This is a genomic window from Cytobacillus sp. T106, from assembly GCF_040492155.1.
Lineage (GTDB): Bacteria > Bacillota > Bacilli > Bacillales > Cytobacillaceae > Bacillus_AB > Bacillus_AB infantis.
The window spans coordinates 25,781-51,504 of record NZ_JBEUMK010000010.1; the positions used below are offsets into that span (position 1 = coordinate 25,781).

Here is a 25,724-nt window from a genome sequence, read left to right on the forward strand (position 1 = left end):
CGCTTTTATTTAGAAAAAAAGTCCATACAATTTTGTATGGACTTTTTGGCGCAGCAGGGGTTAGGGGAGGATTGATACAGGGATTGCATTGTTCCGTTGGAAAATGGCATCAATTTTAGGGGGAAGACTTTAAAATGAAGGGTGAGCATTACATCTAGAAGCTGCTTCGCCCGACTTTTAAAGAGATTACATCAAAATTAAGGACGATCATTCCGGATACCTTCACAATCATGCCTGATATGCCTATAATCGGGCCTGTTTAGGCAATAATCTTTCCATATCTGCCATAATTCATGCCGGTTTCCGCATTAATATTCTTAATCCCATATAGTTACAAAAGACTATACAAAGCAGCGGTGAAGATGCTGCATATGAAGCAGTAAGATTCATGGGCGTACCCGGCTCTTATCCTTTAAATAGCTTTTGTGCTCTTAATAATGATAGTTGTCGGAAGATATTGGGCTTTTTCATAGGAATACCAGCGGTTGCTGTGCCTTTTCCTGTCTTCCTCTGATAGACATGCTTCTTCTATCACTCTCTCGATTTTAAAACCTTGGCTGACCAGCGCATTGATATAGGTGCTTACCTTATACTGCTGCATAAAAGCAGGCGTATTCCACCCCTCATGGTTATAAATGCCTTCTTCGTGATAAGGCTTATCGATAATAATGGAGGAATCTTTGCTCCTGATTCTGCTGAAAAAGGGATGTTCCCAGCTGAAAATGAAAGTGCCGCCAGGCTTTAAATACCTGTGGATATTACCCAGCGTTTCCTCGAGGCTCGTTGTCCAGCCGAGAGCATAGATGGAATAGACAATATCAAAATATTGATTAGGGAGCCCCGGATCATTCTCCATAGGGGATTCAAAAAGTCTTACTGGCGCTGCAGCACCGCCGAGCACCTGCTGTGCCGTATGGATCTGCTTCGGCAACAAATCAATGCCCCAAAGCTCGGCCGCACCCCGCCTGTCCATATAGAGAAGAGAATGCCCGCTGCCGCAGCCGATATCCAGCACCTTTTTCCCGGCAGGGTCGCCAAGCAGGTTCAGTTCATCTTCTACAGGGGCCAGGGGACCATACTCAGGGAGCGGATTTCGGCCAAAAAAGCGCTCTGCTGAAAGGTTCCAGCTTTCTTTGTTTTTCTCTAGAATTTCTGTTTTCATAAGTATCATCCTTTATCCAATTATAAAATGGCTCTCATGCTGACCTGAGGAACCTCTATCAATATTCGGTGCACTTCCAATATTCTCCTTTAAATCTTAGGGAAAATTAGTCTATTCGCTTTGTTTAAGCAAGATTTTCAGCAGTGTCATAGAGATGGCGAGTAATGGAAAGCAGCAGATGTAACCAGGAAAGCAACCTGGGATGATGCCATGTCAAGAAGACTGCCAGCCGGACTGACTAGTCAGGAGAAAAGGAAGTATTCGCTTTTGTGAAGGCGGCAATAAGGAAGAAACGCCTGAATGACACTCAGCTGATCATGCTAAAACAGATGTTTATTAAAGAAGCTCTAAAAACAATATTTCCATATCAGAAACAATGATTAAAACAGCAGCCAGAGCGCGATCAAGTATAACCCCTGGAAATACAATTCAGAGCAAACAAGCGTATTTTAACTATCGGCCATATCAGAGTTTTCCTTATCACTCATTTTCTATTATTAGTGTAAGAAATTCTGCAGAAATCAAAAATCAGCCCCGGCTGTATTTTTATACGGCTCAAGACTGATTTTATTAGTAAAGTAAAGCTCATAATCTGGACAGCTGAACTGGATTAGCAGTTAGCAGTCCTTCCCTTTAGACAGATGCAGGGGAGGAGGGATCAGCCAGCCCTTTTCTTTATTCAGGCGCAAAACCTTGGCGCCAAGCTGGGCTTTTTGTATGTGGAACTGTCCAAACATCATAGCTACATCTTCACGGATTGACATACCTATAACCTGGCTGCAGGCAACAAGACCTGCTGCAATATCAGCAGAAAGTGTTCCCGCTATCTCCATATCGGAAACCCTTGCGCCAACCGGGATGTCATCCAGGCAGGCATCCGGCCGTTCAGGCAGTGCCGGCGGCAGGCCTACTCCATTTTCTTTCAGCAATTCCTCTACCTGCCTGCGATTTTCTTTGCCGAGTTCAATCGCTTCAGTCAACAGCTTCTTAAGATCATCGTCACCTGCATGGTTCATCATGGTCTGATAACCTGCAATCATTGCATTTCCTGCAAGCTGGGAGGACCAGATACTAAATACTTCGCCATAATGCAGCGGTTCTTCCTTCGGGTTGCCGCTTAAAATTCCCATCATAAACCTCCTTAAGTTATCTCTCATCAGAGTGCCGCCTTTCTGTTAAGCACAAGGGTAGTATTGCCAATCTGCCTGGAATTCATTTCATCTTTTTAAAAAGAAAAAAACTTGAGGCTAAATCGCCTCAAGCTGATATTAAATCTTTTCGCTCACCCCGGATTTAACGGAGCTTCTGCCCATGATTGGCAGGAGGATAAGAATTCCAACCGCCAAAAGCACAGCTGAAGCTTCATAAATCAGTACGATGGAAAGCTTGCTGAGCAGCCAGCCGGACATCGACATGGTAATGACGGTTGCTCCCATAAAGAGGGGATTCAGGATGCCATTGACCCTGCCGATAAAGTTTTCTTCTGTATTTTGAAGAATCATCGTATTAATGCCGATATGGATGCACGGCATAAACAGTCCGGAGAAAAATTGTGCAGCAAGTGTGAGCCAGAAAGCGGTGGACAGCCCCATTCCTATAAAGCCGAGTGCACTGGCTGCCATTCCAAGCGCAAGAAGCAGCTGGGGCTGAGCCTTCTTGGAAAGAGCTATAGTAATGCCTCCGCCAAGTATCATGCCGGCTCCAAATGCAGTCATCAGCCATTGCAGCTCCTCTTTTGGCAGGCCAAGCCTGTCAGTTATGAGAAAGACGCCCAGCGGCTGGGTAAGGCCGATAGCAAGGCCGGCAGCCGCAAAGCAGCCTCCGAGCAGGGTAAGCGGCTTGCTGCTCCAGACATAGCGGAAGCCATCCTTCATTTCCTGGAACAGTGATTTTCTTTCAGATGTTTCATCCAATTCCCTGTCAGCTGGCAGCATAAGCAGAATGAGGGCAGAGAGGATAAAAGCTATACCCATAACAGCAATGGCTGTCATGATTCCGAAACGCTGATAGACAAAGGTTCCGATAATCGGTCCAAGAATCATGAAAAGCGCAAATACAGTCTGGTAAATAGACATTCCCATCTGAACCAATTCTGCCGGTACATGCAGCTTGAAAAGCTTCATGCCGGCAGGCTGGGAAAATTGGGATAAGATCGAAGAAACAAGCGTCGCAAAGAAGATCACTTTCCAGCTTCCGAAGAGCAAGGTCAGCAGCACCGCAAATATGGACAAAGCACTTAATAAATCGCACCATACCATAGTCCTTTTCGGCCTCCACCTGTCTGCAAATGTTCCTCCGATAAAAGAAAACAGGAAGATCGGCGCAAATTCGGCGACTGATATAAGAGACACGGCTACCGGGTTTTCATTTGTTTTTTCAATTACATAAAGAAGGATTGAGTAATTACGGACCCAGCTCCCGATTTGCAGGAAAAAGACGGACAGCAGGATGGTTCTGATAACGCGATTTTGAAACAGCGCTCCGAAGCCTGCTTTTTCTGCAAGCATATTTTCTGTCATAAAAAAACCTCCTGGCTTTTTCTGGTCAGGAGGCTCCTTGGGTGTAAAGCAGAGCAGAGGGATTCTGCTTACTGTAACAAAGGGATGCACCAATCCTATCCAGAAAAGAATCGTATAAATGAATTACGAACATTTTCCAAAAAGAATTAGTTGTTCATCGCCCTTTGTCACCCTTCCGGTAAATTAATATACATATATTACCGGAATCTAGAGGGGAAGGCAAGAGGAGGGATTGAATAATAAATCGACATATTCAGCAGAGGTTATTGATTTGAAATTGATTACAGAAAGTTTAAAATAATCATTAAGGTTGAATGGGGATTTACCCTAATTCGAGAATAGAACGGGAAAGGGGACTGTCATGAAGGAAGGAAGAGTTCAATTGCCAAATGGTATAAGTTTGAATGTGGCTCATAGTCTTTCTGAAAAACCAGTCATTCTGTGCCTGCATTTCAGCGGAGGAACATGGCAGGCATGGCATGGAATATTACCGCATTTTTCTGCAGACTATAGTGTGATTGCACCGGATATGAGGGGACATGGTAAATCGGAAAAACCTGAAAGCGGCTACCATATTGAAGAAATGGCTGATGATATCATCCTGCTTTTAAATGAATTAGGCATTGAATGCTGCCATATCATTGGAAGCTCCATGGGGGCAGAAGTGGGGCTCAGCATCGCAGCCTCCCATCCCGAAATGGTCCAGTCGCTTGTTTGTGAAGGCGGTTTATATGATCGCTGGGGTGAATACAGCTTGCTGGAAGGAACAAAAGAAGAAGCAGAGATAGAAAGAACAGAGCTCCTGGCAAGCATTTATAATGAAAAAGAGCTTGTTTACTCGTCAGCTGAAGAGTATCTTTCGTCAATGAAAGGAGAATTCAAGGAAGCTAAAATCTGGAACAGACATACAGAAACATTTATAAGAAGCACGATGGAACAAAAAGTAAACGGATACTTCGCGAATCGCTTTACAAAGAATGTCCTAGCCGGCTTTATTTCGTCATGCTGGGATATCAGGCTGGAAGACTATTACTGTAAAATCAGCTGTCCTGTTCTTTTGCTGCCTAGCCAGGAGGAGTCTGAAAACAGACTGGCGGAAAAAAGCATCCAGCATTTTTCTTCCCTTATCCGGGAACATTACATTACCTATATCCCCGACTCACTGCATGCGTATGTTTGGCTGCAGTTTCCCTTCCAGGCTGCAGACGCCGTCAAATCTTTTTATAAAAGCTTCAAATCAGGGAGGCTATCTTCTTAATGGACTTGCCAGAAGCGTTTAAAAGAACCATTATAAATGTACATAAAGAGAAAGGCATACAATGGCTTTCTAACTTTGATGATTTAATAGAAGAATGCGAGCGGCGGTGGAAGCTTAAAATAGGGGAGTATTATAAGCTTTCCTATAATTTTGCGGCGCCCGTTATCATGGCAAATGGAACAGAGGCAGTTCTGAAACTCTCCGTACCCAGCGGGGAATCAAAAGGAGAGGCATATGCCCTGGAGCAGCTTAAAGGGCCGGGCGTCGTGAAAATATTTGAAGCTGACGTGGAAAAAGGCATTCTCCTCCTTGAAAAGGTGTCCCCAGGTTCAACTCTCGCTGGAGTTGTAGACGACGAAGAAGCCGCTGGGATTGCCGCAAATCTGATGAAGAACCTTTGGGTTCCTGCACAGGATTCGTCTGATTTGCCTGGGATGGAGGAGCGGCATCAAAGTCTTCAGCGGATTCTCCGTGAAAATCCGGAAGGGCTGGGACCAATAACAGCTTCAATGCTGAATGAAGCAAACAGCATATTTGCTGAGAACATAAGGAATACAGCAGACAATTTCCTTCTTCATGGAGATTTGCATCACTATAATATCCTGGATGGCGGGAAAAATGGCTGGATCATCATCGATCCAAAAGGGCTGATCGGAGAAAAGGAATACGATGTTACACAGTACCTTCTCAACCGGCTGCCTGAAACAAATGCTGAATCTATCATCTCAAAAAGGATTAACCTATTCGCTGAGAAAGCCGGCCTGGAAAGGGATAAGCTGATCAGCTGGGGATATGCCCATTCGATCCTCTCGGCTTCATGGAGCTGGAAAGAAAATGGCCGCTGCGAACCTTCTTTTTTTAACAGTATTTGGGCATTTAAAGAGATGCTCAACAAAAGCAGGAATGCCTGAAAGGAATTAACTTTCCAATGCAGTTTAAAAGATGACCCTTGTAAGCAGAAATGCTACAATAGTAAAGGAAAAATATCTTAAATAGAGAGGTCTCAGGGGAAGCTATGCATAGAAATGAAGATTTACATGAATACTTAGTAGATAAAACATGGCAGCTAACAGAAGACTGGTATGCTTCTTTGGACAAAAGTGATCCAAAAGGAGTATACAGCTCGACCAATCCAAATGTTATTCGTACAATCAAGCAGCAAAATCATGATTTCCACGAGCATTTTTGCAAAATTTTTATCATGGATGAAGATCAGTTTTTCCATGAATTTGAGCAGTGGATTCTTTCTATAGCCCAGGATGAAGAGCACTTGAGCACTCCAGTCCACTTTATTTTAAGAGAGTTCTTTAACACCCAGGAACAGTATCTTGATTTGGTTGGAAAATTTACCGGAGAAAATGAAGGCAAGTATACTCAGGAGCAGATCAACACCTGGAACAGATTGATCATCAAGGCGTTCAGCAAGGTGATGACCTGGTTCACACAGGAAAACCATAAATTTTCTGAGGCCAGACTCAAGGCCAGCCAGGAAATGATCAATGAACTCAGCTCGCCGGTCATTTCGCTTAATAATAATGCAGCATTGCTGCCGCTTGTAGGCGATATCGATACGGCAAGAGCCAAGTTCATCCTTGAGCACACGCTGCTCGAATGCAATGAGAAAAAGGTTAACCATCTGTTCATCGACCTGTCAGGGGTGGTCATGATTGATACTATGGTTGCCCATCAGATTTTTCAGCTGATAGAGACGCTTACACTGATTGGCGTGAAGAGCACTTTATCTGGCATCCGGCCAGAAATTGCCCAGACGGCAGTGCAGCTGGGAATCTCATTCGACAGGATCAGTGTTACTTCCACCCTGGAGAGAGCCATCAATTCACTTAAATAAATCCACCCTCTGGAAGCTGTCATTCTGCAGCTTCCTTTTCTGTATTTTCACAGGTATCCGGCAGCATATATATTTTTCAAAAAGTGTTTAATCATCCAAAAAAACGGTTAAAGGTATATTGGAAAAAAGCATAATTAGTTATCGAAAAGCTAGGAAATTTGAAATGGTAGCATTATAATAATATAAAATAAACTAAAAAAAGATTTTTTGTATATTCATGTTGGGGGAGCTTATGACAAGAGAACTTGCACACATAGGGGAAAGAATTAACCAGGAAAAAATGCAGATTGCCAAACAGGTCCAAACAGAGCGATTCGCTGATCTGACAGCTACAGAAAGAGAAGAACTCAGCAAATATGAAACAGTGATTTTGAATTTAAGAGCTGATTTTATCAGTATGTTTGGAGATAGCCTTATCAAAACTTCCGAAGGGGAAGAAGTTTCAGGAGTTTTTGAAAACTGGGGAGCCGAAACAGGAAAGAATCTGTGTGTTCAAGGAGTGTCATTGGATGAGGCGCTCATGGATACGGCTTTATACAGGAAATACATATGGAAAGTAATCAAAACAGAAGTACTTAAAAATGCACTGGCAGCAGACACTGTTTTTGAAATAATTGAAACAATTGATCCATTGCTGGATAAAGCGGTACATGCCTTCAGCCTTGCGTATGTTAAATCATATTCAGAAACATTGAATAATTCTAAAAAGGCTTTCCTCGAGCTTTCTGTACCGGTTGTCCCGATCACAGACTCTGTGGCCATCCTCCCGCTGATTGGTGATATTGATACTGACAGGGCACAGCTTTTGATGGAAGAAACACTTGAAAAGTCTAGAGATTTGGGTATTTCACACTTGATTCTTGATATATCAGGTGTGATGATCGTGGACACAATGGTGGCCAATGAGCTCTTTAAAGTAACTGATGCACTCAAGCTTCTTGGCATCAAGGTGATCTTTACCGGCATCCGTCCTGAAATAGCACAGACTATGGTTAATCTGGGACTTGAGGTGGACGGGCTTGTCTTCCTTGGCAGCCTGAAAAAGGCGCTGACGCGTCTGAATAAACAAAACGTTCTATAGAAAGAGAAGAGCACTGCCCAGCTGGCAGTGCTCTTTTCTTTCTGCGGCGCCTCGATGCTAAGATGGTGCGGTGCCAATTCCGGCTTCCCTCGGGCGCCTCGCTTTATACCATTCAAGGCAGAAAAAAATAATGATGAACAGGTCTATCAAATCGCCGCCATAATACATGAGGACTGCGCCGCTCTGAGCCTGATCAATTGATACACCTGCCGGGGGATGGGCGTATAGATATTTTGATAATATGCCATGGCCGGCCAGGGCTGTAATCAGGATGGCTGCCCTCAGCATAAAGCTCTTTCTATGCAGAGAAGGCTCAATTGAGATAAACGAAGCCGTAAACAGATATCCTGCCAGAAAAACATGCAAATGCACCAGCAGGTAAAGCAGAGGCTGTTCATGCATCCTTGTAAACAAATCGGTTGTATATAAAAGCCAAAGCCCTCCAATATTTAAGATTGCCGCAATTGCCGGATGGGAAACGAACCTAAATAAGCGCGATTTTAGCAATCTGGCCCCCTTTCTCGCATATCGGGCAGGCAGCATTCTCAAAAATAATGTGACAGGTGCGGAAAGGACCATCAGCAGGGGGCCGAGCATCCCGAGGAGCAGGTGGCCCATCATATGCATCGGAAAATGATTGTGGGACCAGGAAGCTATTGGACCTGCCGCCGCTATACAGCAAAGGATTCCGGCAGCCCAGAGAGCTGTCCTGTATAAAGGCCAATCACGTTTCCCGAAAAATTGGACTGCAAGGTACATGAGAAGCAGGCAAACAAAAAACACAATAAGGGCACCTTGGGAAGCGTTTAACCCAGTACTACCCACTGCTTCGTGGTGCTGATGGCTATTGCCGTGCATCTGGTGCAGCACCTGCCCTTCGCAGCTGTTTGTTCGTCTTCAGGAAAAGCGTGGTTCCCAAAAGAATGAAAAAGAGCGCAATAGCATTCCAAACCAGATCATAAGGCAATATTTCAACCTCATAGCGAATTTGATGAATTCTCATTAACTTATGCTGGATAGTCCCGTCATAAAAATTAAAGCCGCCTGAACCCAGCATGACGCCGCTCATCCATCTCTTCCGCCACCAGGCTGCCCGCCGGCGAAGGTCTGCAAGCATAAATAAAGCTGCTACCGTAGCAAACCAGCTGAAAGCATGAAAAAATCCGTCAGAAACCAGTCCTGCGGCTGTGGTGGAAAGGTCATAAAAATGGTGCCAGTGTAAAAGCTGGTGAAAAACAGCTTCATCCAAAAAAGCTGCCAGACCAACGCCAAACAAAGCACCAGAACCCAGATTCCTGCCGGCAAACTTGGCCTGGATCTGGGAAAGGGTTTTGTCCATTCTTGCCATCAGCCAGCCTCCTATCCTTTAAAAAGTCCTTTTCTCACCAATCTACCCATAATAACGCATATTTAAGCAGTGGAATTATTTTCCTTAAACCTTGTTTCAAAGGAACGTTTGTTCTATAATGGTAATGTAAATAAAAATAGTGGAGGGTTAAATGAGGCCGGAACTTACCAGTAAAATAAGCTATAAAGAATTCAGTGAATATTATTGGCTGAAAACAGAGCTTCAGGCTTTCTGCAGGAAAGAAGGGATGAGTACGTCAGGCGGAAAGGCGGAGCTGTCGGAAAGGATTGGGATATATCTGACTACAGGGGAGAAGAAAGGTCCAATAATAAAAAGAAGGCCAAAGCGACGTGCAGCCAAAGCCCCATTAAGCCTTGATACTGTCATTTCTGAAAATCATACTTGCTCACAGGAAGTCCGTGCTTTTTTCAAGAGTGTCATAGGTTCACATTTTCACTTTTCTACTTACATACAAGATTATTTTAAGCATAATCCCGGAAAGACCTATAATGATGCTGTATCAGCGTGGCACGAGGAAGAAAGCCGGAAAAAGGATCCTTCGTATAAGAGTGAGATTGGCCGGCAGTTCGAATACAACCGGTTTATCCGTGATTATTATGCAGACCAAAAAAACCAGGGGAAAAGCAGAGCTGAGGCTATTGCAGCGTGGATGCTAATTAAAAGCAGGCCAGGAAGCAATGAATATAAGTCCCCGAAATAGATTCCTCCATATTTCCGGGCCGGCCGGCAGGGGAGGCTAGCTTTTTTTGTCCTCCTCAAGCAGCTCGATGATTCTGTCCAGTTTCTGCTCCATTTTGGATTCGGGTTTTCCTATAACCATCCAGCGGACCAGGAAATAGACAGCAAAAACCATTCCAGCCATTACGGCTAACATAAGAATCTGGAATATAAGATCTCCACCGTTAAACATTCTTTCCACAACCTTTCTTTTTTTCCAGTATAGCATTTATCCTGTTTATTGATGGGATATAATTTACAAACGAAAGATTTAGGGCAGCACTAAAAATTTGATTGGTAAGGTAATGACAATTGTAAAAGGGGATTACTTCATGATAAACGAATATACAGATCGTGGTATTCCGGACATAGTACGGCAAAGAAAAGAGGCAGCGTTCAATGAAGGCTTTGAACAATCATGCAAAGATGAAGCTGGGAGGCTACTGTCTGTTATGGCTGCTCAGGCAGGCCAAGGAAGAATTCTGGAAATCGGAACAGGGCTTGGTGTTGGAAGCGCCTGGATTCTTTCGGGATTGTCACCTGAAGCTGAATTGGTATCAATAGACAATTCATTTGAGAGGATAGAAAAAGTCAGAGGCGGCATTCATCATAAACAGGCAATTTTTCTTCATGGCGACTGGAAGGAGGCAGCGGTGCACGGGCCATTCAAATTAATTTTTGCTGATGCTGCTTCAGCCAAACAAAAAGAAGGTGAAGATCTGATAAAAATGCTGGATCAAAATGGGGTGCTGTTTATGGATGATTTCACGCCTGAAGAGCATTTTCCTGAGGAATGGAAGGGAAAGCCTGATACAGTGCGGGAATTCGGGTTTCATCATGCTTTAATGGCTTCAGCGGAAATTTTACTCACATCCAAATGCGCAGCAATCATTGCGGTTAAAAAAGGATAGATTCACTCGAGGAATCCGTTTTTAATATGCCGTGCAGTACTAGTGGATCATATGGTCCATTTAAGTATACCTTGTAAATTCTCCAATAGTCAGTCTATCATTTTCTGCTTGACTGATAGGATGATAATAGTCGATGTTTAAGGGGGAGTTCTATTGATTGATTACCGGATAAAGCCTGCTGCAGGATACCGCAGCAGAGTTGCTGATGTGGTGAGTATGCTTGAACATTCCAGGTCTGTAACACTTAGTGAAATCCAGGGCCTGGATCAATTCCGGCTCGATTTTTTGATCGAAGAGGCCTCTAATTCAATCGGTGCCCTGCTGATGCACATGGCTGCGATCGAATTTGTCCACACCATCATAACATTTGAGCAAAGGGACTTAAATGAGGATGAAAGAGGAAAATGGGAAACCGCATTGGAACTGGGAAACCAGGCCAGAGAAAAGTATAGAGGCAATGATCTGGCATTTTACTTGGCTGAACTTGATGAAGTCCGGAGAAACACATTGGAAAAACTGAAGGACGCAGATGAAGCCTGGCTCCTTAAGGATCATCACTGGGAAAATGGGCTGGCATATAATCACTATTGGATGTGGTTTCACGTCATCGAGGATGAAGTCAGCCATAGAGGTCAGATTAAGCTTATAAAAAGGCTTGCGGACGGGCAGGCATGAAAAAGGGCGGATCATAGTCCGCCCTCTTATATAACCTTGATTGTTATCGGATAAATATATGGCTGATCAGGCTCACTGATCAATTCCCATTCTGTCACTTTAAGGAGCGGCAGCATTGTACCATTATATTCAGCCATCTCAATTATTCCTTTTGCTTTCACCCAGCTGTCAGCTTCCAGCCCTGAAGCTTCTTGAAATTGTGATAAAAAGCCGACGATGCTTGCATCTGCCACGCAATGGGAAACAAGGAAACGGGAGATGACAAGCTGGTCCTCGTTAAAGCCTTCTTCCTTATAGACAAATCCCATCAGCTCTATTTCCTTCCCCAGATAGCTGTCCAGATCTTCATGCATGCTCTCATAATAGGCGGCATATACATCGTCGTTCAAAAGAATGCTATTGCTTTTTGCCAGTCTTTTTTTGTATGCGGTGTATTCGTCATTTGTCATAACAGGCTGATCTTCCAGATTTGGATCAGGTTCATTTTCGTCTATAGTGTCACCCTGTTTAACCTCTAGCTGGTCCTTTGCTGCTTCATTCTGGTCAGTCTGATTCTCCTCTGTTGCCGCTTTACTCTGGTCAGCCTTCTGCTTTCCATGCGATAAAATGGCCATTCCCCCTTTTTTATCCGCAATTGATGCGTCCAGCACCTTGGGCGGGAGGAGGAAGCCCGTGATCAAGGGGAAGATGATGATCGTATAGGATAGCAGCTTTCTTGCTGTAAAAGGGGAGGTGCCATGATCATGATGGTGCCCGCAGTCATGGCCTCCATCATCATGATGGCAGCATCCCATTTCACCATGATGATGATGATGATGATGCTTTTTTTCCTTTTGTCCCCATATACGTGTGATTTGAATAAAAAACAGGACCAGAAAAATAACAGATGCAATTTGGCTGAGGCTCTCATATTTGGGATTGATATATTTGCTGATCTCTCCTGTATAATGCAGCTTGAAAATCAATGCAGAAAAGATAAGCAGTATCAATGCCCTCAAGCCCTGCTGATAGTGTATGACCATTTATTCTCCCTCCTTTACCATAATCCCTGTACAATGAGCAAAGTTGCAAAGACGGCTGCCGCGACAATCAGCAGGACGGATAAGACGAATCTTTTGCGGAAGACGCTGAGCATCATCAGAGTATTTTTCAAATCAATCATAGGACCGAAAATCAGGAAGCCCAAAACAGAGGCAGGAGGGAAGATGCTGCCGAATGACGCCCCGATGAATGCATCGGCCTCAGAGCATAATGATAGAATATAAGCAAGGCCCATCATCACCAGCAGGGATGTGACAGGGCCGCTCCCTGCCTCGAGCAGTGTCCTTGCAGGCAAGTATACCTGTACGAATGAAGCCAGGAAAGCCCCCAGGATTAAATATTTTGCCATATCAAAAAACTCATCAATAGAATGTGTCAGCATCGACCAAAGCCTGTCCGTGAAGGGAGCTTTGCTCATTGATTGCGCGGACTCTGTATGAAGGCCTTTTTTAAATTGATTGCCTTTGAAGAAAAGGCTGACAGCAAATGCGGATGCCAGTGCAATGACAAAACCCAGCCCCATTCTAAGACCGGCCATCTTCGCATCATTGCCAAATGCCATATATGTAGAAGCAATAACGATCGGGTTAATAAGCGGTCCAGTAAGCATAAAGCCAATTCCCGCATAAATCGGCACCCCTTTGCCTACAAGTCTTCGAATAATCGGAACAATACCGCATTCGCATGCTGGAAAAAGGGCTCCCGCCGTACAGCTCATCAATATCGCCATATATTTGTTCTTAGGTATCCATTTTTTAATATGGTCCTCAGTTACAAAAATCTGTATAAACCCGGCTATAAGAACACCGATCAATACAAATGGAAGCGCCTCTATCAAAATACTGATAAAAATCGTATTCAAATTGAGCAATGATGAGGGAAGCTCCACTGCTTCTTGAAAACTGACAATCAAAAAGATAAACAGGCCTGCTGCAACAGCGATAATCATACCTGTCAGATCGCCCATATTGCTTTTCATTATTCGATCCATATAAGCCTCCTAAATAACAGCACCCGCGGGTATCGGAATTTGAAGTAAACGTAATTATTACGCTTTACATTCTAAGCTAACTATATGTGTTTGTCCATGGGAATATACCTGCCCAATTTATAGCAGTTAAGGAGGCTGGAATACCTGTTTATTCAGGAGAAGAGGTGCGCAAATCGTTCTAGGAAGATCCTGATTAGTGAATAGAACCAGAACAGATGCAGGCAAATAGAATGTTGGGGAATCTTATCAGAAGTGGGGATTGCATAGGTTTAGAAGTTGTGGTTTAATTAATAAATCGTAACTATTACGTTTTATTTTAGAATAGTTGGCACTGAAGTTGCTAATAAAACTGAAAAGTTGCTAATAAAACTAAATAGTTGCTAATAAAAGAAAAAAGTTGCTAGTAAACTGGAAAAGTTGCTAATAAAAGAAAAAAGTTGCTAATAAACACAAAAAGCTGAGGCAGAACCTTACATAGATCACATCAGCCAAGCGCTTTTTTCAAGGAGGATTCAAAAGATGAAAGAATGGGTCATTGTCGGCGGGGGAATTCAGGGTGTTACGCTGGCTGCTATCTTGCTGAGAAAGAAAAAAGTATCATTAGAAGGGCTGTCAATTATTGATCCGCATCATGAGCCGCTATTTAATTGGAACCACTGCACAGCTGCCATTTCGATGCCTTATTTGAGATCGCCTTCTGTGCATCATATCGATGACGGGCCTTTCAGCCTGCAGAAATTTGCCGGTGATACCGAACAAACGAAAGCATTCTATGGCAGGTATAAGAGACCTTCATTAAGATTATTCAATGAGCATTGCCAGCATGTTATCCAGGAAACAAAATTAAAAGATTCATGGGTGCATGGCAGGGTGAGCGAAGCTTTGGAGCGGGAGGGCGGCTGGCATGTTGCCCTTCAGGATGGCCGTACTTTAGATTCAAAAAATCTAGCCATTGCAATCGGGATTGGAGAACAGCCTTTCTTTCCTGAATGGGCCATTAAGATGAAAGAAGAAGGATGCCCTTCCATTCATCATATATTTGAAAAAGGCATTCCAGATTTAAAGCAGCTAAAAGGTCCTTTTACGATCCTTGGCGGAGGGATAACTGGGGCTCATTTGGCCATAAGCTTAAGCACACAACATCCCGGCCAGGCAGCATTGCTTAAGCGTCATCCTTTCCGGGTGCATGATTTTGACAGTGATCCAGGGTGGCTCGGTCCCAAAAACCAATATGGCTTCCGCAAGCTGGAATCCTGGAAGGAAAAACGCCGGCAGATTATAAAAGCAAGGAATAAGGGATCCCTTCCATTTGATCTTCTGTCAAAAATCAAGCATTTGGCTAAAGAGGAAAAGCTTCACCTTATTGATGGCCATGTTGAGCGGGCTGAATGGAGCGGAGAGGGCATTTCTATGTTCAATGAAGAAGGGGAGCTCATCCATCAGACTGGGACTGTTGTTTTGGCTACAGGCTTTCAGCCCGGCCTCCCGGGAAGAGAATGGCTTGCCCCTTTTATTGAAACGCATAGCCTGCCTTGTGCAAAATGCGGTTATCCGATTGTTGGCCATTCACTCCAATGGTCTCACGGACTTTATGTTACAGGAGCACTGGCAGAGCTGGAGATAGGGCCGATTGCCCGAAATATCTCGGGGGCACGCCAGGCAGCAGAAAGAATTACAAGCAGCTTATGATCATGTTTAAATCGTAATGAATACGTTTAAGGGAGAGGTTTTTATGACTATAAAGAAAATACCTGTTACTGTTTTGAGCGGCTATCTTGGCTCAGGAAAAACAACTTTGCTCAATTACATTCTGGCAAATCGTGAGGGCCTGAAGGTGGCTGTGATTGTCAATGATATGAGCGAGGTGAATATTGATGCTGCAATGGTGAAGCAGGGCGGCTTCTCAAGGACAGATGAAAAGCTGGTTGAAATGCAGAACGGCTGCATCTGCTGCACGCTGCGCGAGGATTTGATGATAGAGGTTGAAAAGCTTGCGGCCAAAGGCGATATTGATTATATCGTGATTGAATCAACAGGGATCAGCGAACCGGTTCCTGTTGCTCAGACCTTTTCATATGCAGACGAAGACTTAGGAATTAATCTGTCCTCCATTTGCAGGCTGGATACCATGGTGACAGTTGTGGATGCATACCGTTTTTGGCAGGACTTTACGTCAGGAGAAAGCCTTCTGGACAGGCAGGAGGCGGCAGGGGATTCAGATGAGCGCGAAGTGGTGGACCTGCTGATCGATCAGATTGAATTTGCCAATGTGATATTGCTGAACAAAATCGATTTAACAGACAGGAAAGCTGCCGAAAAGCTTACAGCCGTCCTCCGCAAGCTCAACCCGGGAGCAGATATCATCGAAACAATACAGGGGGCAGTGCCCCTGGAACGCGTGCTGAATACAAAACTTTTTGACTTGGAACAAGCTGGACAAAATGCAGGATGGATTAAGGAGCTTAATCAAGAGCATATACCGGAAACCGAGGAATACGGAATTTCTTCTTTCGTGTATAGAAGAAGAAAGCCATTCCATCCTGACCGGTTTATGCAATGGCTTGAACAATGGCCTGTCGAGGTTGTCAGGTCAAAAGGCTTCATTTGGGTTGCAGGCAGGGAAGATACTGCCGGTCTTCTTTCTCAGGCTGGACCGTCGCTTATCCTGCAAGGGGCTGGTGCATGGATTGCATCGCGTCCCGAGGCCGAACGGGAACAGATACTGTCAGAAGATCCCGAGCTTAAGCAAAGCTGGGATGAAATAACAGGGGACCGGCAGACAGAGCTGGTCATGATCGGCATAAAAATGGACCGCCGGGCCATTGAGGATTCGCTTGATGTTTGCCTGATTAGTGAAGAGGAAGCTGAGGCAGACTGGAAGACTTTTGAGGACCCTTTGCCTGCTTTCTAAAATCGTAAGATGCCGCATTAAAATGTTGCGGCGTTTTTTTTTTTTTTAAGAGGAAGGATAAAGTTCATTTAAAAAAGAAGAATACAAGATTAACGGCTCTTTCTCTTCATAAATATAATGAAGAAAAGGGGATGTCTTAATGAGAAAAGCATTATTAACAGGGATAGTACTGGCGGGTCTTGCGGCGGCTGGTTCTTTTGCGGCGGATGACTGGAATCTTTTAGTGATGCTTAGCGGGACTGTATCATTAATTTCAATTTTAATATGCGGGCAGAACAGGGCTAATTTTCACACAGAAAGCAAGAATGATAGAAAGAAGCGGCAAAAAATAGGGGGCTGTGTCCTGCTGTTCGGCCTCCCGAATATGATAGCAGTATTGGTATATTATCTTGTTTCAGGCGGAGGATAAATCTATGGAAGAACTTGAATTTGCAATTAACCTTAGGGGATCGGGAGAGCTCAAGAAGTCAAATCTTATCCTCAAGAAGCTTGCTGACAGAAATCCCAGCGATGCGCTGATCAGCTATCAAACTGCCTGGAGCTTTGATTTGCTGGGGGAAGAAGCGGATGCAGCTCCCTATTATGAAAGAGCCATCAGCCTTGGACTTCCAGATAAAGAGCTGGAGGGGGCACTGCTCGGATTGGGGAGCACTTACCGTACATTAGGAGAATATCAGAAGGCAAGATATACGCTTGAGAAGGGGATGGAAAGATTCCCTGATAACCGTGCAATGAGCGTTTTTTATTCTATGGTTTTGTACAATTTAGGAAGCCATGGAGAAGCAATGGGCCTTCTGCTGGAAAGCCTGGCGGAAACATCTTCAGACGAAGGCATTCACCAGTATAGAAAGGCAATATTATTTTATGCAGATAAGTTGGATACAGTCTGGAAATAAGGGCCTTTAACAGGTCCTTTTTTCTTTAATGTGAAACTTACTGTTCTTTTTTTCGTCAAATCTATTATAAAAGTAAGAAGGCAATGAAAAAGCAGTAGAAGTGTCTGTAATCGAGCTGTCTGAAACAGCACAAGGAATACATAAGATCATCTTCAAAAAAGAAGCGAAGGGGACCTCAAGCATAGGGAAAGTCTTGTGCCATATCCCTTTTCAGCGCAGCGTGAGCAGTCAGAATTGAGAGGAAAGGTTTTATTATGAGAAGAAAACTAGGAGCGATCGCAGGTTTATTTATCCTGGGATCACAGCTGTATATACTATTTTTATGGATGGCAGATTGGGAACAGCTGACGACTGTACCTGGATTGGTTCTGTGGGGTGCAGCCATTATGCTTGGCCTTCTGGTTTCCCTCATTTACCACCAGCTCAGGGAGCCTGAGAAATATATAAGGATAAGTAAAAACATTTTATTCAGCAGTACGATCATGACCATGCTGCTGGCCGTACTAGCATTTGTCATAGAGCTGATAACAAGCTCTATGCCTTGATAAATTGGGGGAATAGTAGATGCCAGTGATCGAACATAGAATTTTGATCAGGAAAGACAGAGAAGATATATTTCAGATTTTAACCACTGGGGAAGGCTGGAACAGCTGGTTTACCGATGGAACGGTCCTGAATTTGAAATCTGATGGCACAGGTGATATCCGCCTGAAATGGAACAGTTATGGTCCGGAAAAACTTGTGCTTGAGGATGGAGGGAAGATCCTTCATGCAGAGCAGGGCAGGCGATTCACTTTTCAATGGACTCCAGGTGAAAGTACGACGACGGTGGCGTTTACACTGGAGCCTGCTGATAAAGGTACGCTTGTCAGTGTTCGGGAGACAGGGTATTCCTCCTCCAGAAAAGACTTGGATGCCTGCGTTAAATGTGCAGCCGGCTGGGGAGAGGCACTGGTCCTCCTTAAGTTTTATGCAGAGCATGGCCAGGTCTGCAAGCAGGATTTAGGCTGAATATTAGAATGCTCATCCTTAATCGGGACACCCTAATGGCAGGAGGGATTTTCCATGAGATTAAGGATTTTTTTATGCATAGTGATTATTTTTGCAAGCATGCCCCTTACCAGTCAGGCTGAAGGAAATTTAAAGGCAGTTTTTATACGGGACGGTAATTTGTGGCTTGCTGAGGGAAAAAAAGAAACCCGTTTGACTGAAGGGGGACAGGCATCAGATCCGAAATGGTCTTATGATGGAAGGTTCATTGCTTATCTGTCTGAAGAGGGTGAACAGCGTTACCTATATATATATGATTTACAGAAGAAACGCAGCTATCAGCCCTATAAAACTATCGAGACCTATCACTTCGAATGGTCTCCGGATGCCAATACGATTGCTTACACTTCCAGGGGAGTCCTTAATATCACAAAAACAAAAAACGGAATACCAAAAGGCTTTGAAAATGTCTCTTTGGGCGTAAGTGATTTTACATGGACGCCGGACGGCAAGGGATTCATTGCCTCGTCACAAGCGGAACTGCTGCCCACAGGATGGGGGCCGGTAAGGCTGTTCAAAATAAAGAAGGATGCCGCACTGAACGCTGAAAAAATCAAGCCGTTTTATACGATTAAAACGGACCCTGACAAATTGTTCGCGATTGATGCAAATCATTTTAAGTGGAGCACAGACGATAAGTGGATAAGCTTTCTGGGAGTCCCGACCGCATCATGGTCTGCAGACAGCAACACACTCATAGTATTGTCGGCAGGAGGAACCCGTTTCCAGACTATCGGCAAGATGCTGAACCAGCCGGACTGGTTTAAATGGTCCCCGGCAGAAAATAAAATTGCGTATATTTCAGGTGAAGGCAGATTTCTAGTCCAGGATAAAAGGACGTCGGTAGCAGATATTCCAATTTCAGCAGGCCAAAAGGATTATACCCCAGAAGGCTATGTAGATATTGACCTCGCTTGGCTGACAGCAGACGAGGTGATCACGGCCCGGGCAAAGGAAAATAAAGACTGGAAGGAAGGGCCGGTCCCAGAGATGTATTCAAAGCTATACAACATCAATATTAAATCAGGCATCCAAAAGCAAATCACTTTCCCAAAACCAGGCAGCATGGATATCAAGCCTCAAGTTACAGGAAAGTATATTGCATGGATGCGAAAAGAAAGCGGGAGACTGCAGGGAGAAATCTGGATCAAAGAGGGAGCAGCCGGCAAGGCAAAGGTATGGCTTGAAAGAGTGGACGGTGCACCGGTTTTTTACAACAGCAAGTAGAGAAAGCCCATTCGCTGAGGATGGGCTTATTTGATATGTTTTTTCAGATAACGAATGAGTGTAAACTAAGCTAGAGTTGAGAAGAAGCGATGATATGTATGAATAGAGGCTAAACAGTACATGAGGTGAGAAAAAAGAAGTCCCTCATGCATCGAATAGAGGCTAATCAATGCATGAGTTGGAAAAAAAGAAGCCCCACATGCATCGAATAGAGGTTAATCAGTGCATGAGTTGAAAAAAAGAAGTCCCTCATGCATCGAATAGAGGCTAATCAACACATGATTTGTAATGAAAGCAGCGATCTCGCCCAGGCTGAGATCGCCACTTGTTTACGAAAGCCCCCCCAATAACCTTCTAGGTACTCGCTTGTTATTGCTATTCTCCCTATCTTTTTCCTTCCAAAAAACCAAAATTTATTATTCTAATTGTTACAAAATTATGGATAAATGACAACTATCGTTTACATTTTGACTATAATCCTTTACTCTTAAGGTGACATAGGGAGGGGAAAATTACCATGTTAAAAAATTCCGTTCGGGAAATGAGGGCGAGATTCCGTTACACACAGCAGGATCTTGCAGATAAGATCGGTGTTTCTCGGCAGACGATCGGGCTGATTGAAAAGGGCGATTATGCCCCGTCCATCACACTCGCCTTAAAGATATCTTCTGTATTTGGAGTCCCGGTCGAACAGATATTCCATTTAGAAGGGGAAGAATGACCATGCTAAAAGCTATTTTTCAATCTCCACTCTTTAATTGCCTGCTGATCCTGGGCCTTGGGATCATAATGATCGGCAATTATTATACTGAAAGTGTTCCTGGATGGATGAATATTGATCCGCTGTACCTCGGCATTCCAATACTCATCCTTGTTGCTTCCATACCTGTTTACAATAAGCTGAACCCTGGCAGCAAGGTGAAACCGCAGATCATCCCGATGGAGTTGAGGGAAGAGGACGAAGGTCAGCAGTGGATCACCTATAAGGCGACCAGGAAGGTGTATATCTTTTTTGCCTCATTCATCCCAGTTGCCATTGCACTGACAGCTTTCTTGAATCATATTCCTTACTTCCCGGTCATGCTTCTTGCCGGGATGGGCATTGTGCAATACGTGATTTTTTGGCTGGAGCTGAGAAGACACTGATAAAGGGGGAGCTAAAATGGATAAACAGATGCTGATTTCACTTTCCATACTGGCTGTATTGCTCGAGGCTTTTCTGATATTTGTTTTTATCAAATATAAACAGGGAAGGATCGATCATAACCCATTTGGAGCGATGGTGTTAAAAGAAGGGAAGATTCTGTATTACAGCATTTTCCAATGGGGGAAGACGAGGCCTGCAAATCAGACAGCTGTTTTTCCATTATTGAAAGGCTCCAATTATTTTTGGCTATTCCTCGCTCTCTTACATGAACAGATTCTTGAGATGATTGTTTTTCATATCTATCTGAGAAATGAGGAGCCCGCCCTTGCTTACACTATTTCAGCGGTCCATATTTACAGCATCATTTATATGATCGGCGATTATAACTGGCTCCGCAATACACCTATCACCGTCAGCAATAACAGGGTTGATATGAAAATCGGGGCGAGGAGGGAATTGTCCTTCCATATCAGCGAGATTGACAGCATACAGAAAGCATCCCTTCAATACAACAAAAGCGGGGGAATCATTTACGAAAAGGGTGTCTTTCATGCGACCGCTTTCCCGAGAGTGCTGACCAGGATATTTGGAATGGGGGATGAGCTTAGATATGAAATAATCTTTAAGCAGCCTGTTACCGCTAGAGGTTATTTTGGATTAAAAAAAGAAGTAAAGAAAGCCTTCATATATATCGAGCAATCAGACGAACTTGCTGAACTGCTGAAGCTGAGAATGGCTGAGTGTTCAGATGAGGAAGAAGAAATCCAGGTCCAAACAATAAAAGAGCCGCTTGTTAATTGGAGGGTGTATTTCCTGCTACTCGCGATCAACCTGGCAGGGGCACTGGCATTAGCTCCTTATGCGATGGCCAGGGAAGGTTTCCATAAGGAACTGGGTGTGTCCGAAGGAGTGTTTACGCTGATTTTTGCAGGTCAGACCCTAATCGAAGCTGGCATTCTAATCCTGCTCGCTCTGCTGATGGCGAGAACGGCAGCTGTTAAAATTCCCATACTGGAATCTTTTATTATGCGTACAGGAGATTGGGGGAAGCATGGAAAAGATGCAGGAAAGGCTGTCTTTTATGGAATCCTGACAGGGATTGTGATTTGTATCACAAGCTACTTTATATCGAAGCCGCTCGGTATTGATAATACCAGCATAAACGAACCTGATTGGAAACTGGGTCTTTTAGGCTCTTTCGGAGCGGGTACTACAGAAGAAACCATGTTCCGATTGTTCTTTATCACTCTGCTTCTCTGGTTAACAGTGAAGATCAAGAAAAAGAAGCCTGGGAAAACTGCCATCTGGATCAGCATCTTTAGCGCAGCTCTCTTATTTGGCGCGCTGCATTATGGTGTTGCAGCTTCGGCTTTCGACATGACTCTTGGTCTTGTTCTTGGAATGCTCCTTATAAATGGAATAGGAGGTATCGTGTTCGGAGCGATATTCGTGTATGCGGGGCTGGAATATGCAATGATCGCCCATATCTTTGCTGATATCGTCATACATGTCGTTGCCCCGCAATTTATTTGAGAGGTTAATAGCTCTCTGGTGCCTCATTGCTTCATTCTTTGCCGCATTGCAGGCACCTTTTGTCTTCATCATCTTCTCCGTACATGCGGAGCTCTTTTTCTATCCCGCATGAGATGCACCGTTCAAAATATATTTGCGGCAGGACACCGCATTCGGCCAAAGGGACCCACTCCTCTTCATACAGCGTCCTTGTCATGCCGTAATCAATGAAAACGAGCTGCTTCTCTTCATTAAAACCATAATTGCTGCTGTCTTTAAGATCAAAAGAGTCGAATTCAGCATCAAGAATCCGCAAAGCTTTTTCATAGCCGGCTTGAATGTATGCCTTGTTTCTATCTCTATCAATCTCAAAAGATTGAAGATTGATTAACGGTACAGGCTCATAGTATTTTTGCACGGCAACAGAAGGATCAGCATAAAAGGTTTCAGCAAACAGGCTGGCCAATCCTTGTGTTTTCATAAATTGAAAAATTTCATTCTCCATTAAAGATTGCTTGTATCCTATTGGATGAAGATGCACTTTGATGGCATAGTTCTTATGCCTGTAAACCTTTCTTGTAGATCCGATTCCGATAAAATTTTCCTCTATGCAATATTTCTGCCAAAGTTCCCCTATATGCCCAGTCATAAAGTTACCTCCATTTGTGACCTCCTGATCTCGACAAAGGAAAACAAGATTTGTCGCAGCCAGGAGAAAATGCATAATTTCCGCGTTACGCCCTGGCAACGCTAATACCATATAATGGATAACAAATTTTTCTCCTAAATTTTAGCAGACTATTTCTTTTTAATCAAAAAAACCAGGAATATCTTTCTAATCCTGGGTATATATATTTGAGTCTGTGATATTTTCTGTCCATAGCACGCTGAAACTTTTTGGGCTGTTTATACGTATAATATATGTGAGCTTTTTGTGAACAAGCTGGTTTGAATCGGTTTCCAGTTCATTTTTGCACAGAAACATGATACACTTACACATTATGTTGTGCTTCATTTGCAATGTAAGGGCCAAAGATGTGAAACGGGAAATGGCTTCCCCTGTGCAAGATTTCGATTTTGCAATAGAAAGAGGGTTTTATACTTGAAGAAAACAAACTATATGAATGCGAATATACTAACTAAATTTGCAGGCTTTTATGCATTGGCCGTCCTGATGCTGTGGATTAAGACATACACAGTGCAGGCCCATGAGTTCAGCCTTGGAATTGACAGTGTCCTGCAGCAGTTCCTGCTTGTGCTGAATCCGCTTGGATCAGCAATGCTGTTCCTCGGAATTGCCTTTTTCTTTAAAGGGCGGAAGAAATACTTTGCTTTGATTGGAATAGACTTGCTCATGTCTTTCCTCTTGTATGCAAATGTTCTGTTTTACAGGTTTTTCAATGACTTCCTGACACTGCCGACATTGACTCAGACGCAAAACTTCGGCGATGTGAGCGGAAGTGTGACATCCCTGTTAAAGCCGCATGATATCCTATATTTTGCTGATCTGCTGCTCCTGGCTGTATTGCTGGCAAGCCGTTTTGTGAAAATGGATATGGCTGCTGTGCCGCGCAGGAAAGCAGCGGCATTAATGTTCCTGTCATTGGCTATTTCCAGCTTCAATCTTGGACTGGCTGAGTCAGATCGCCCTCAGCTGCTGACGCGCGGATTTGACCGCAACTATATTGTCAAATATCTTGGAATGTACAATTATACAATCTATGATGCTGTTCAAAGTACCAAATCAACTGCACAGAGGGCCTTTGCGGACAGCAATGATGTGACAGAAGTCATCAACTTCACAAAATCAAATCATGCCAAACCCAATGAAAAATATTTCGGGGCCGGTGAAGGAATGAATGTCATTTACCTTCACCTTGAGTCTATCCAGAATTTCCTGATTGATTATAAGCTGCATGGCGAAGAAGTAACGCCATTCCTGAATTCACTCACAAGTGATCAGAATACGATGTACTTCGATAATTTTTACCATCAGACAGCTCAAGGGAAGACGGCTGATGCGGAATTCATGCTTGAAAATTCCCTTTACGGACTGCCTCAGGGCTCCGCTTTTACAACAAAGGGTACGAACACGTATCAGGCTGCACCTGCCATCCTGGGCCAGAATGGCTATACATCCGCTGTTTTCCACGGTAACTCCGGAAGCTTCTGGAACAGGGATGAAATATACAAATCCTTTGGCTTCGATCAATTCTTTGATTCAAGCTATTATGATATGACTGCCCCTCAGGCAGAATACGGCCTGATGGATAAACCGTTCTTTGAGCAGTCCATGGACCATTTACAATCATTGAAGCAGCCTTTCTATACAAAGTTCATTACAGTAACTCATCATTATCCTTATAAGATGGATCAGGCTGAAGCTACGATTGCCCCTCATACAACGGGGGATAAATCAGTCGACAATTACTTCCAGACTGCCCGATACGCAGATGAGGCGCTGGAGCAGTTTTTCGAGGATCTGAAGGAAGCAGGCCTATACGATAATTCCATTATTATTATGTACGGAGACCATTATGGGATTTCCGAAAACCATAATAAGGCAATGGAAGAGGTGCTTGGACATGAAGTCGATGACTTTGTCAGCCAAGGATTGCAAAGGGTGCCTCTGTTCATCCGTGTGCCTGGCATGGAAGGCGGAGTCAATCATGAATATGGCGGCCAGATCGACCTGCTGCCGACCGTACTCCACTTGCTTGGAATAGAGAACAAAGACAATATTCAGTTTGGAACAGACCTTCTGTCAGAGGAGCATGATGAAATCGTTCCTTTCCGTAATGGAGATTTTGCAAGCCCTGAGATTACTTCGACAGGCGGTAAGTTCTACGATTCCAAGACAGGTGAACTGCTGGATGAAAACAGGCTTGAAGAAGCGGAAAAATATAAGCTGAATGTAGAGCAGAAGCTTAAACTGTCAGATAAAGTTGTTAACGGTGACCTGCTCCGATTTTATACACCGGAAGGCTTTGAACCGGTGGACCGCTCGAAATATCAGTACAAGCTGAATGAATCTGCAGAGAATCAAAATGCTGATGCTGAAGAAGCTGATAAAGAACAAATAACAGAAGATCAAATAGAAGAGGAAAATTCAAGCAAAGCTGAGTAGCAGTAAAGGCTGTCCTATAAAAGGGCAGCCTTTTTCTTTTTAGTCCATAGCATGCAGAATTTAGGGAACTTTTCCCAGGATTGACCGTATAGAGGATATGGACCCCAATTGGAAGTGAACGGTTTGAATTCATTATTTTTCATTGTAGGACCAATGATGGTTTTCCTGCTAGTCAGCAGCGGACTCTTTTTCATTCAATATACATGATTCAGCTGGCTGCCGAAAAAGGGATTAAGCTGCTGCTTATACTTACTGCCATACTTAGTCTTTTTATATGGCTG

27 protein-coding genes are annotated in these 25,724 nt (G+C 43.8%); 18 read left to right on the forward strand and 9 right to left on the reverse strand.

The genetic code is table 11. The features are described from left to right. Positions 1-412: 412 nt before the first annotated feature. The 3 genes from ABU165_RS17020 to ABU165_RS17030 form a co-directional block, all read right to left on the reverse strand. Positions 413-1,162: a class I SAM-dependent methyltransferase gene (locus ABU165_RS17020; RefSeq protein ID WP_318060319.1), complete on the reverse strand. Its 750-nt coding sequence runs from the start codon at positions 1,160-1,162 to the stop codon at positions 413-415. A gap of 617 nt (positions 1,163-1,779) precedes the next feature. Further along, positions 1,780-2,292, reverse strand: coding sequence for a DUF3231 family protein (locus ABU165_RS17025; protein WP_094767687.1), 513 nt, complete (start codon positions 2,290-2,292; stop codon positions 1,780-1,782). Positions 2,293-2,430: 138 nt separating this feature from the next. After that, positions 2,431-3,681: an MFS transporter gene (locus tag ABU165_RS17030; RefSeq protein WP_318060318.1), complete on the reverse strand. Its 1,251-nt coding sequence runs from the start codon at positions 3,679-3,681 to the stop codon at positions 2,431-2,433. Between the two features lie 361 nt (positions 3,682-4,042). On the opposite strand from ABU165_RS17030, the gene ABU165_RS17035 reads away from it, so the two are divergent. The 4 genes from ABU165_RS17035 to ABU165_RS17050 all read left to right on the forward strand — a co-directional run bounded on the left by ABU165_RS17035 (position 4,043) and on the right by ABU165_RS17050 (position 7,869). Further along, on the forward strand, positions 4,043-4,939 hold the full coding sequence (locus ABU165_RS17035) for an alpha/beta fold hydrolase (protein ID WP_129612652.1): 897 nt from the start codon (positions 4,043-4,045) through the stop codon (positions 4,937-4,939). Next, the gene (locus ABU165_RS17040; protein WP_318060317.1) at positions 4,939-5,850 is read left to right on the forward strand and encodes an aminoglycoside phosphotransferase family protein; all 912 of its coding nucleotides are present in this window, start codon (positions 4,939-4,941) and stop codon (positions 5,848-5,850) included. The genes ABU165_RS17035 and ABU165_RS17040 overlap by 1 nt, the downstream gene beginning before the upstream one ends. 104 nt (positions 5,851-5,954) lie before the next feature. Next, positions 5,955-6,788 (forward strand): STAS domain-containing protein, encoded by an 834-nt coding sequence (locus ABU165_RS17045; protein ID WP_009793355.1) that lies wholly within the window; start codon positions 5,955-5,957, stop codon positions 6,786-6,788. A gap of 232 nt (positions 6,789-7,020) precedes the next feature. After that, positions 7,021-7,869 (forward strand): STAS domain-containing protein, encoded by an 849-nt coding sequence (locus ABU165_RS17050; RefSeq protein ID WP_224950600.1) that lies wholly within the window; start codon positions 7,021-7,023, stop codon positions 7,867-7,869. Between the two features lie 57 nt (positions 7,870-7,926). Here ABU165_RS17050 and ABU165_RS17055 read toward each other — a convergent pair whose 3' ends face one another. Both ABU165_RS17055 and ABU165_RS17060 read right to left on the reverse strand, forming a co-directional pair. Then, a complete protein-coding gene (locus ABU165_RS17055; protein ID WP_035402279.1) occupies positions 7,927-8,727 on the reverse strand; it encodes a cytochrome c oxidase assembly protein in 801 nt (266 codons plus the stop codon). Next, positions 8,714-9,217: a DUF2243 domain-containing protein gene (locus tag ABU165_RS17060; RefSeq protein ID WP_009793358.1), complete on the reverse strand. Its 504-nt coding sequence runs from the start codon at positions 9,215-9,217 to the stop codon at positions 8,714-8,716. Before ABU165_RS17060 ends, ABU165_RS17055 begins: the two co-directional genes overlap by 14 nt. A gap of 151 nt (positions 9,218-9,368) precedes the next feature. Between ABU165_RS17060 and ABU165_RS17065 the strand changes: the two genes are divergently transcribed. Beyond that, positions 9,369-9,938, forward strand: coding sequence for a DUF6434 domain-containing protein (locus ABU165_RS17065; protein ID WP_318060316.1), 570 nt, complete (start codon positions 9,369-9,371; stop codon positions 9,936-9,938). A 36-nt stretch (positions 9,939-9,974) separates the two neighbouring features. On the opposite strand, the gene ABU165_RS17070 is transcribed toward ABU165_RS17065, so the two are convergent. After that, complete coding sequence (locus ABU165_RS17070; protein ID WP_156917013.1) at positions 9,975-10,148, reverse strand: DUF4083 domain-containing protein; 174 nt, start codon at positions 10,146-10,148, stop codon at positions 9,975-9,977. Between the two features lie 139 nt (positions 10,149-10,287). Here ABU165_RS17070 and ABU165_RS17075 point away from each other — a divergent pair, with 139 nt between their 5' ends. Together ABU165_RS17075 and ABU165_RS17080 are read left to right on the forward strand one after the other, a co-directional pair. Further along, complete coding sequence (locus ABU165_RS17075; RefSeq protein ID WP_253617156.1) at positions 10,288-10,866, forward strand: O-methyltransferase; 579 nt, start codon at positions 10,288-10,290, stop codon at positions 10,864-10,866. A 153-nt stretch (positions 10,867-11,019) separates the two neighbouring features. Further along, positions 11,020-11,541, forward strand: coding sequence for a DinB family protein (locus ABU165_RS17080; RefSeq protein WP_009793363.1), 522 nt, complete (start codon positions 11,020-11,022; stop codon positions 11,539-11,541). 26 nt (positions 11,542-11,567) lie between these two features. Here ABU165_RS17080 and ABU165_RS17085 read toward each other — a convergent pair whose 3' ends face one another. After that, a complete protein-coding gene (locus ABU165_RS17085; protein ID WP_148949324.1) occupies positions 11,568-12,563 on the reverse strand; it encodes a TIGR03943 family putative permease subunit in 996 nt (331 codons plus the stop codon). A gap of 14 nt (positions 12,564-12,577) precedes the next feature. Beyond that, on the reverse strand, positions 12,578-13,573 hold the full coding sequence (locus tag ABU165_RS17090) for a permease (RefSeq protein WP_318060315.1): 996 nt from the start codon (positions 13,571-13,573) through the stop codon (positions 12,578-12,580). 519 nt (positions 13,574-14,092) lie between these two features. Here ABU165_RS17090 and ABU165_RS17095 point away from each other — a divergent pair. From ABU165_RS17095 to ABU165_RS17140, 10 genes are all read left to right on the forward strand, one after another. Beyond that, positions 14,093-15,262 (forward strand): FAD/NAD(P)-binding protein, encoded by a 1,170-nt coding sequence (locus ABU165_RS17095; RefSeq protein WP_318060314.1) that lies wholly within the window; start codon positions 14,093-14,095, stop codon positions 15,260-15,262. A 43-nt stretch (positions 15,263-15,305) separates the two neighbouring features. Next, a complete protein-coding gene (locus ABU165_RS17100) occupies positions 15,306-16,484 on the forward strand; it encodes a GTP-binding protein (RefSeq protein ID WP_022543974.1) in 1,179 nt (392 codons plus the stop codon). Positions 16,485-16,623: 139 nt separating this feature from the next. After that, positions 16,624-16,893 carry a DUF5316 domain-containing protein gene (locus ABU165_RS17105; RefSeq protein ID WP_148949328.1) on the forward strand — a complete coding sequence of 90 codons (270 nt, stop codon included), beginning with the start codon at positions 16,624-16,626 and terminating at the stop codon, positions 16,891-16,893. Positions 16,894-16,897: 4 nt separating this feature from the next. After that, a complete protein-coding gene (locus ABU165_RS17110; protein WP_009793369.1) occupies positions 16,898-17,380 on the forward strand; it encodes a tetratricopeptide repeat protein in 483 nt (160 codons plus the stop codon). Positions 17,381-17,634: 254 nt separating this feature from the next. Next, entirely contained in the window at positions 17,635-17,925 is a 291-nt protein-coding gene (locus ABU165_RS17115) for a hypothetical protein (protein ID WP_009793371.1), read from the forward strand. A gap of 19 nt (positions 17,926-17,944) precedes the next feature. Beyond that, positions 17,945-18,391, forward strand: coding sequence for an SRPBCC family protein (locus ABU165_RS17120; protein ID WP_148949329.1), 447 nt, complete (start codon positions 17,945-17,947; stop codon positions 18,389-18,391). A 54-nt stretch (positions 18,392-18,445) separates the two neighbouring features. Next, positions 18,446-19,657, forward strand: a complete 1,212-nt coding sequence (locus ABU165_RS17125) for a TolB-like translocation protein (RefSeq protein ID WP_148949330.1) — start codon at positions 18,446-18,448, stop codon at positions 19,655-19,657. A 517-nt stretch (positions 19,658-20,174) separates the two neighbouring features. After that, positions 20,175-20,378, forward strand: coding sequence for a helix-turn-helix transcriptional regulator (locus ABU165_RS17130; RefSeq protein ID WP_009793374.1), 204 nt, complete (start codon positions 20,175-20,177; stop codon positions 20,376-20,378). Next, complete coding sequence (locus ABU165_RS17135; protein ID WP_009793375.1) at positions 20,375-20,803, forward strand: hypothetical protein; 429 nt, start codon at positions 20,375-20,377, stop codon at positions 20,801-20,803. The genes ABU165_RS17130 and ABU165_RS17135 overlap by 4 nt, the downstream gene beginning before the upstream one ends. Positions 20,804-20,819: 16 nt before the next feature. Next, positions 20,820-22,337 (forward strand): CPBP family intramembrane glutamic endopeptidase, encoded by a 1,518-nt coding sequence (locus ABU165_RS17140; protein WP_318060313.1) that lies wholly within the window; start codon positions 20,820-20,822, stop codon positions 22,335-22,337. 31 nt (positions 22,338-22,368) lie between these two features. Here ABU165_RS17140 and ABU165_RS17145 read toward each other — a convergent pair whose 3' ends face one another. Continuing rightward, entirely contained in the window at positions 22,369-22,965 is a 597-nt protein-coding gene (locus ABU165_RS17145) for a protein kinase (RefSeq protein ID WP_318060312.1), read from the reverse strand. Positions 22,966-23,436: 471 nt separating this feature from the next. Here ABU165_RS17145 and ltaS point away from each other — a divergent pair, with 471 nt between their 5' ends. After that, a complete protein-coding gene (gene ltaS, locus ABU165_RS17150) occupies positions 23,437-25,443 on the forward strand; it encodes a lipoteichoic acid synthase (RefSeq protein ID WP_248137678.1) in 2,007 nt (668 codons plus the stop codon). Positions 25,444-25,724 lie beyond the last annotated feature (281 nt).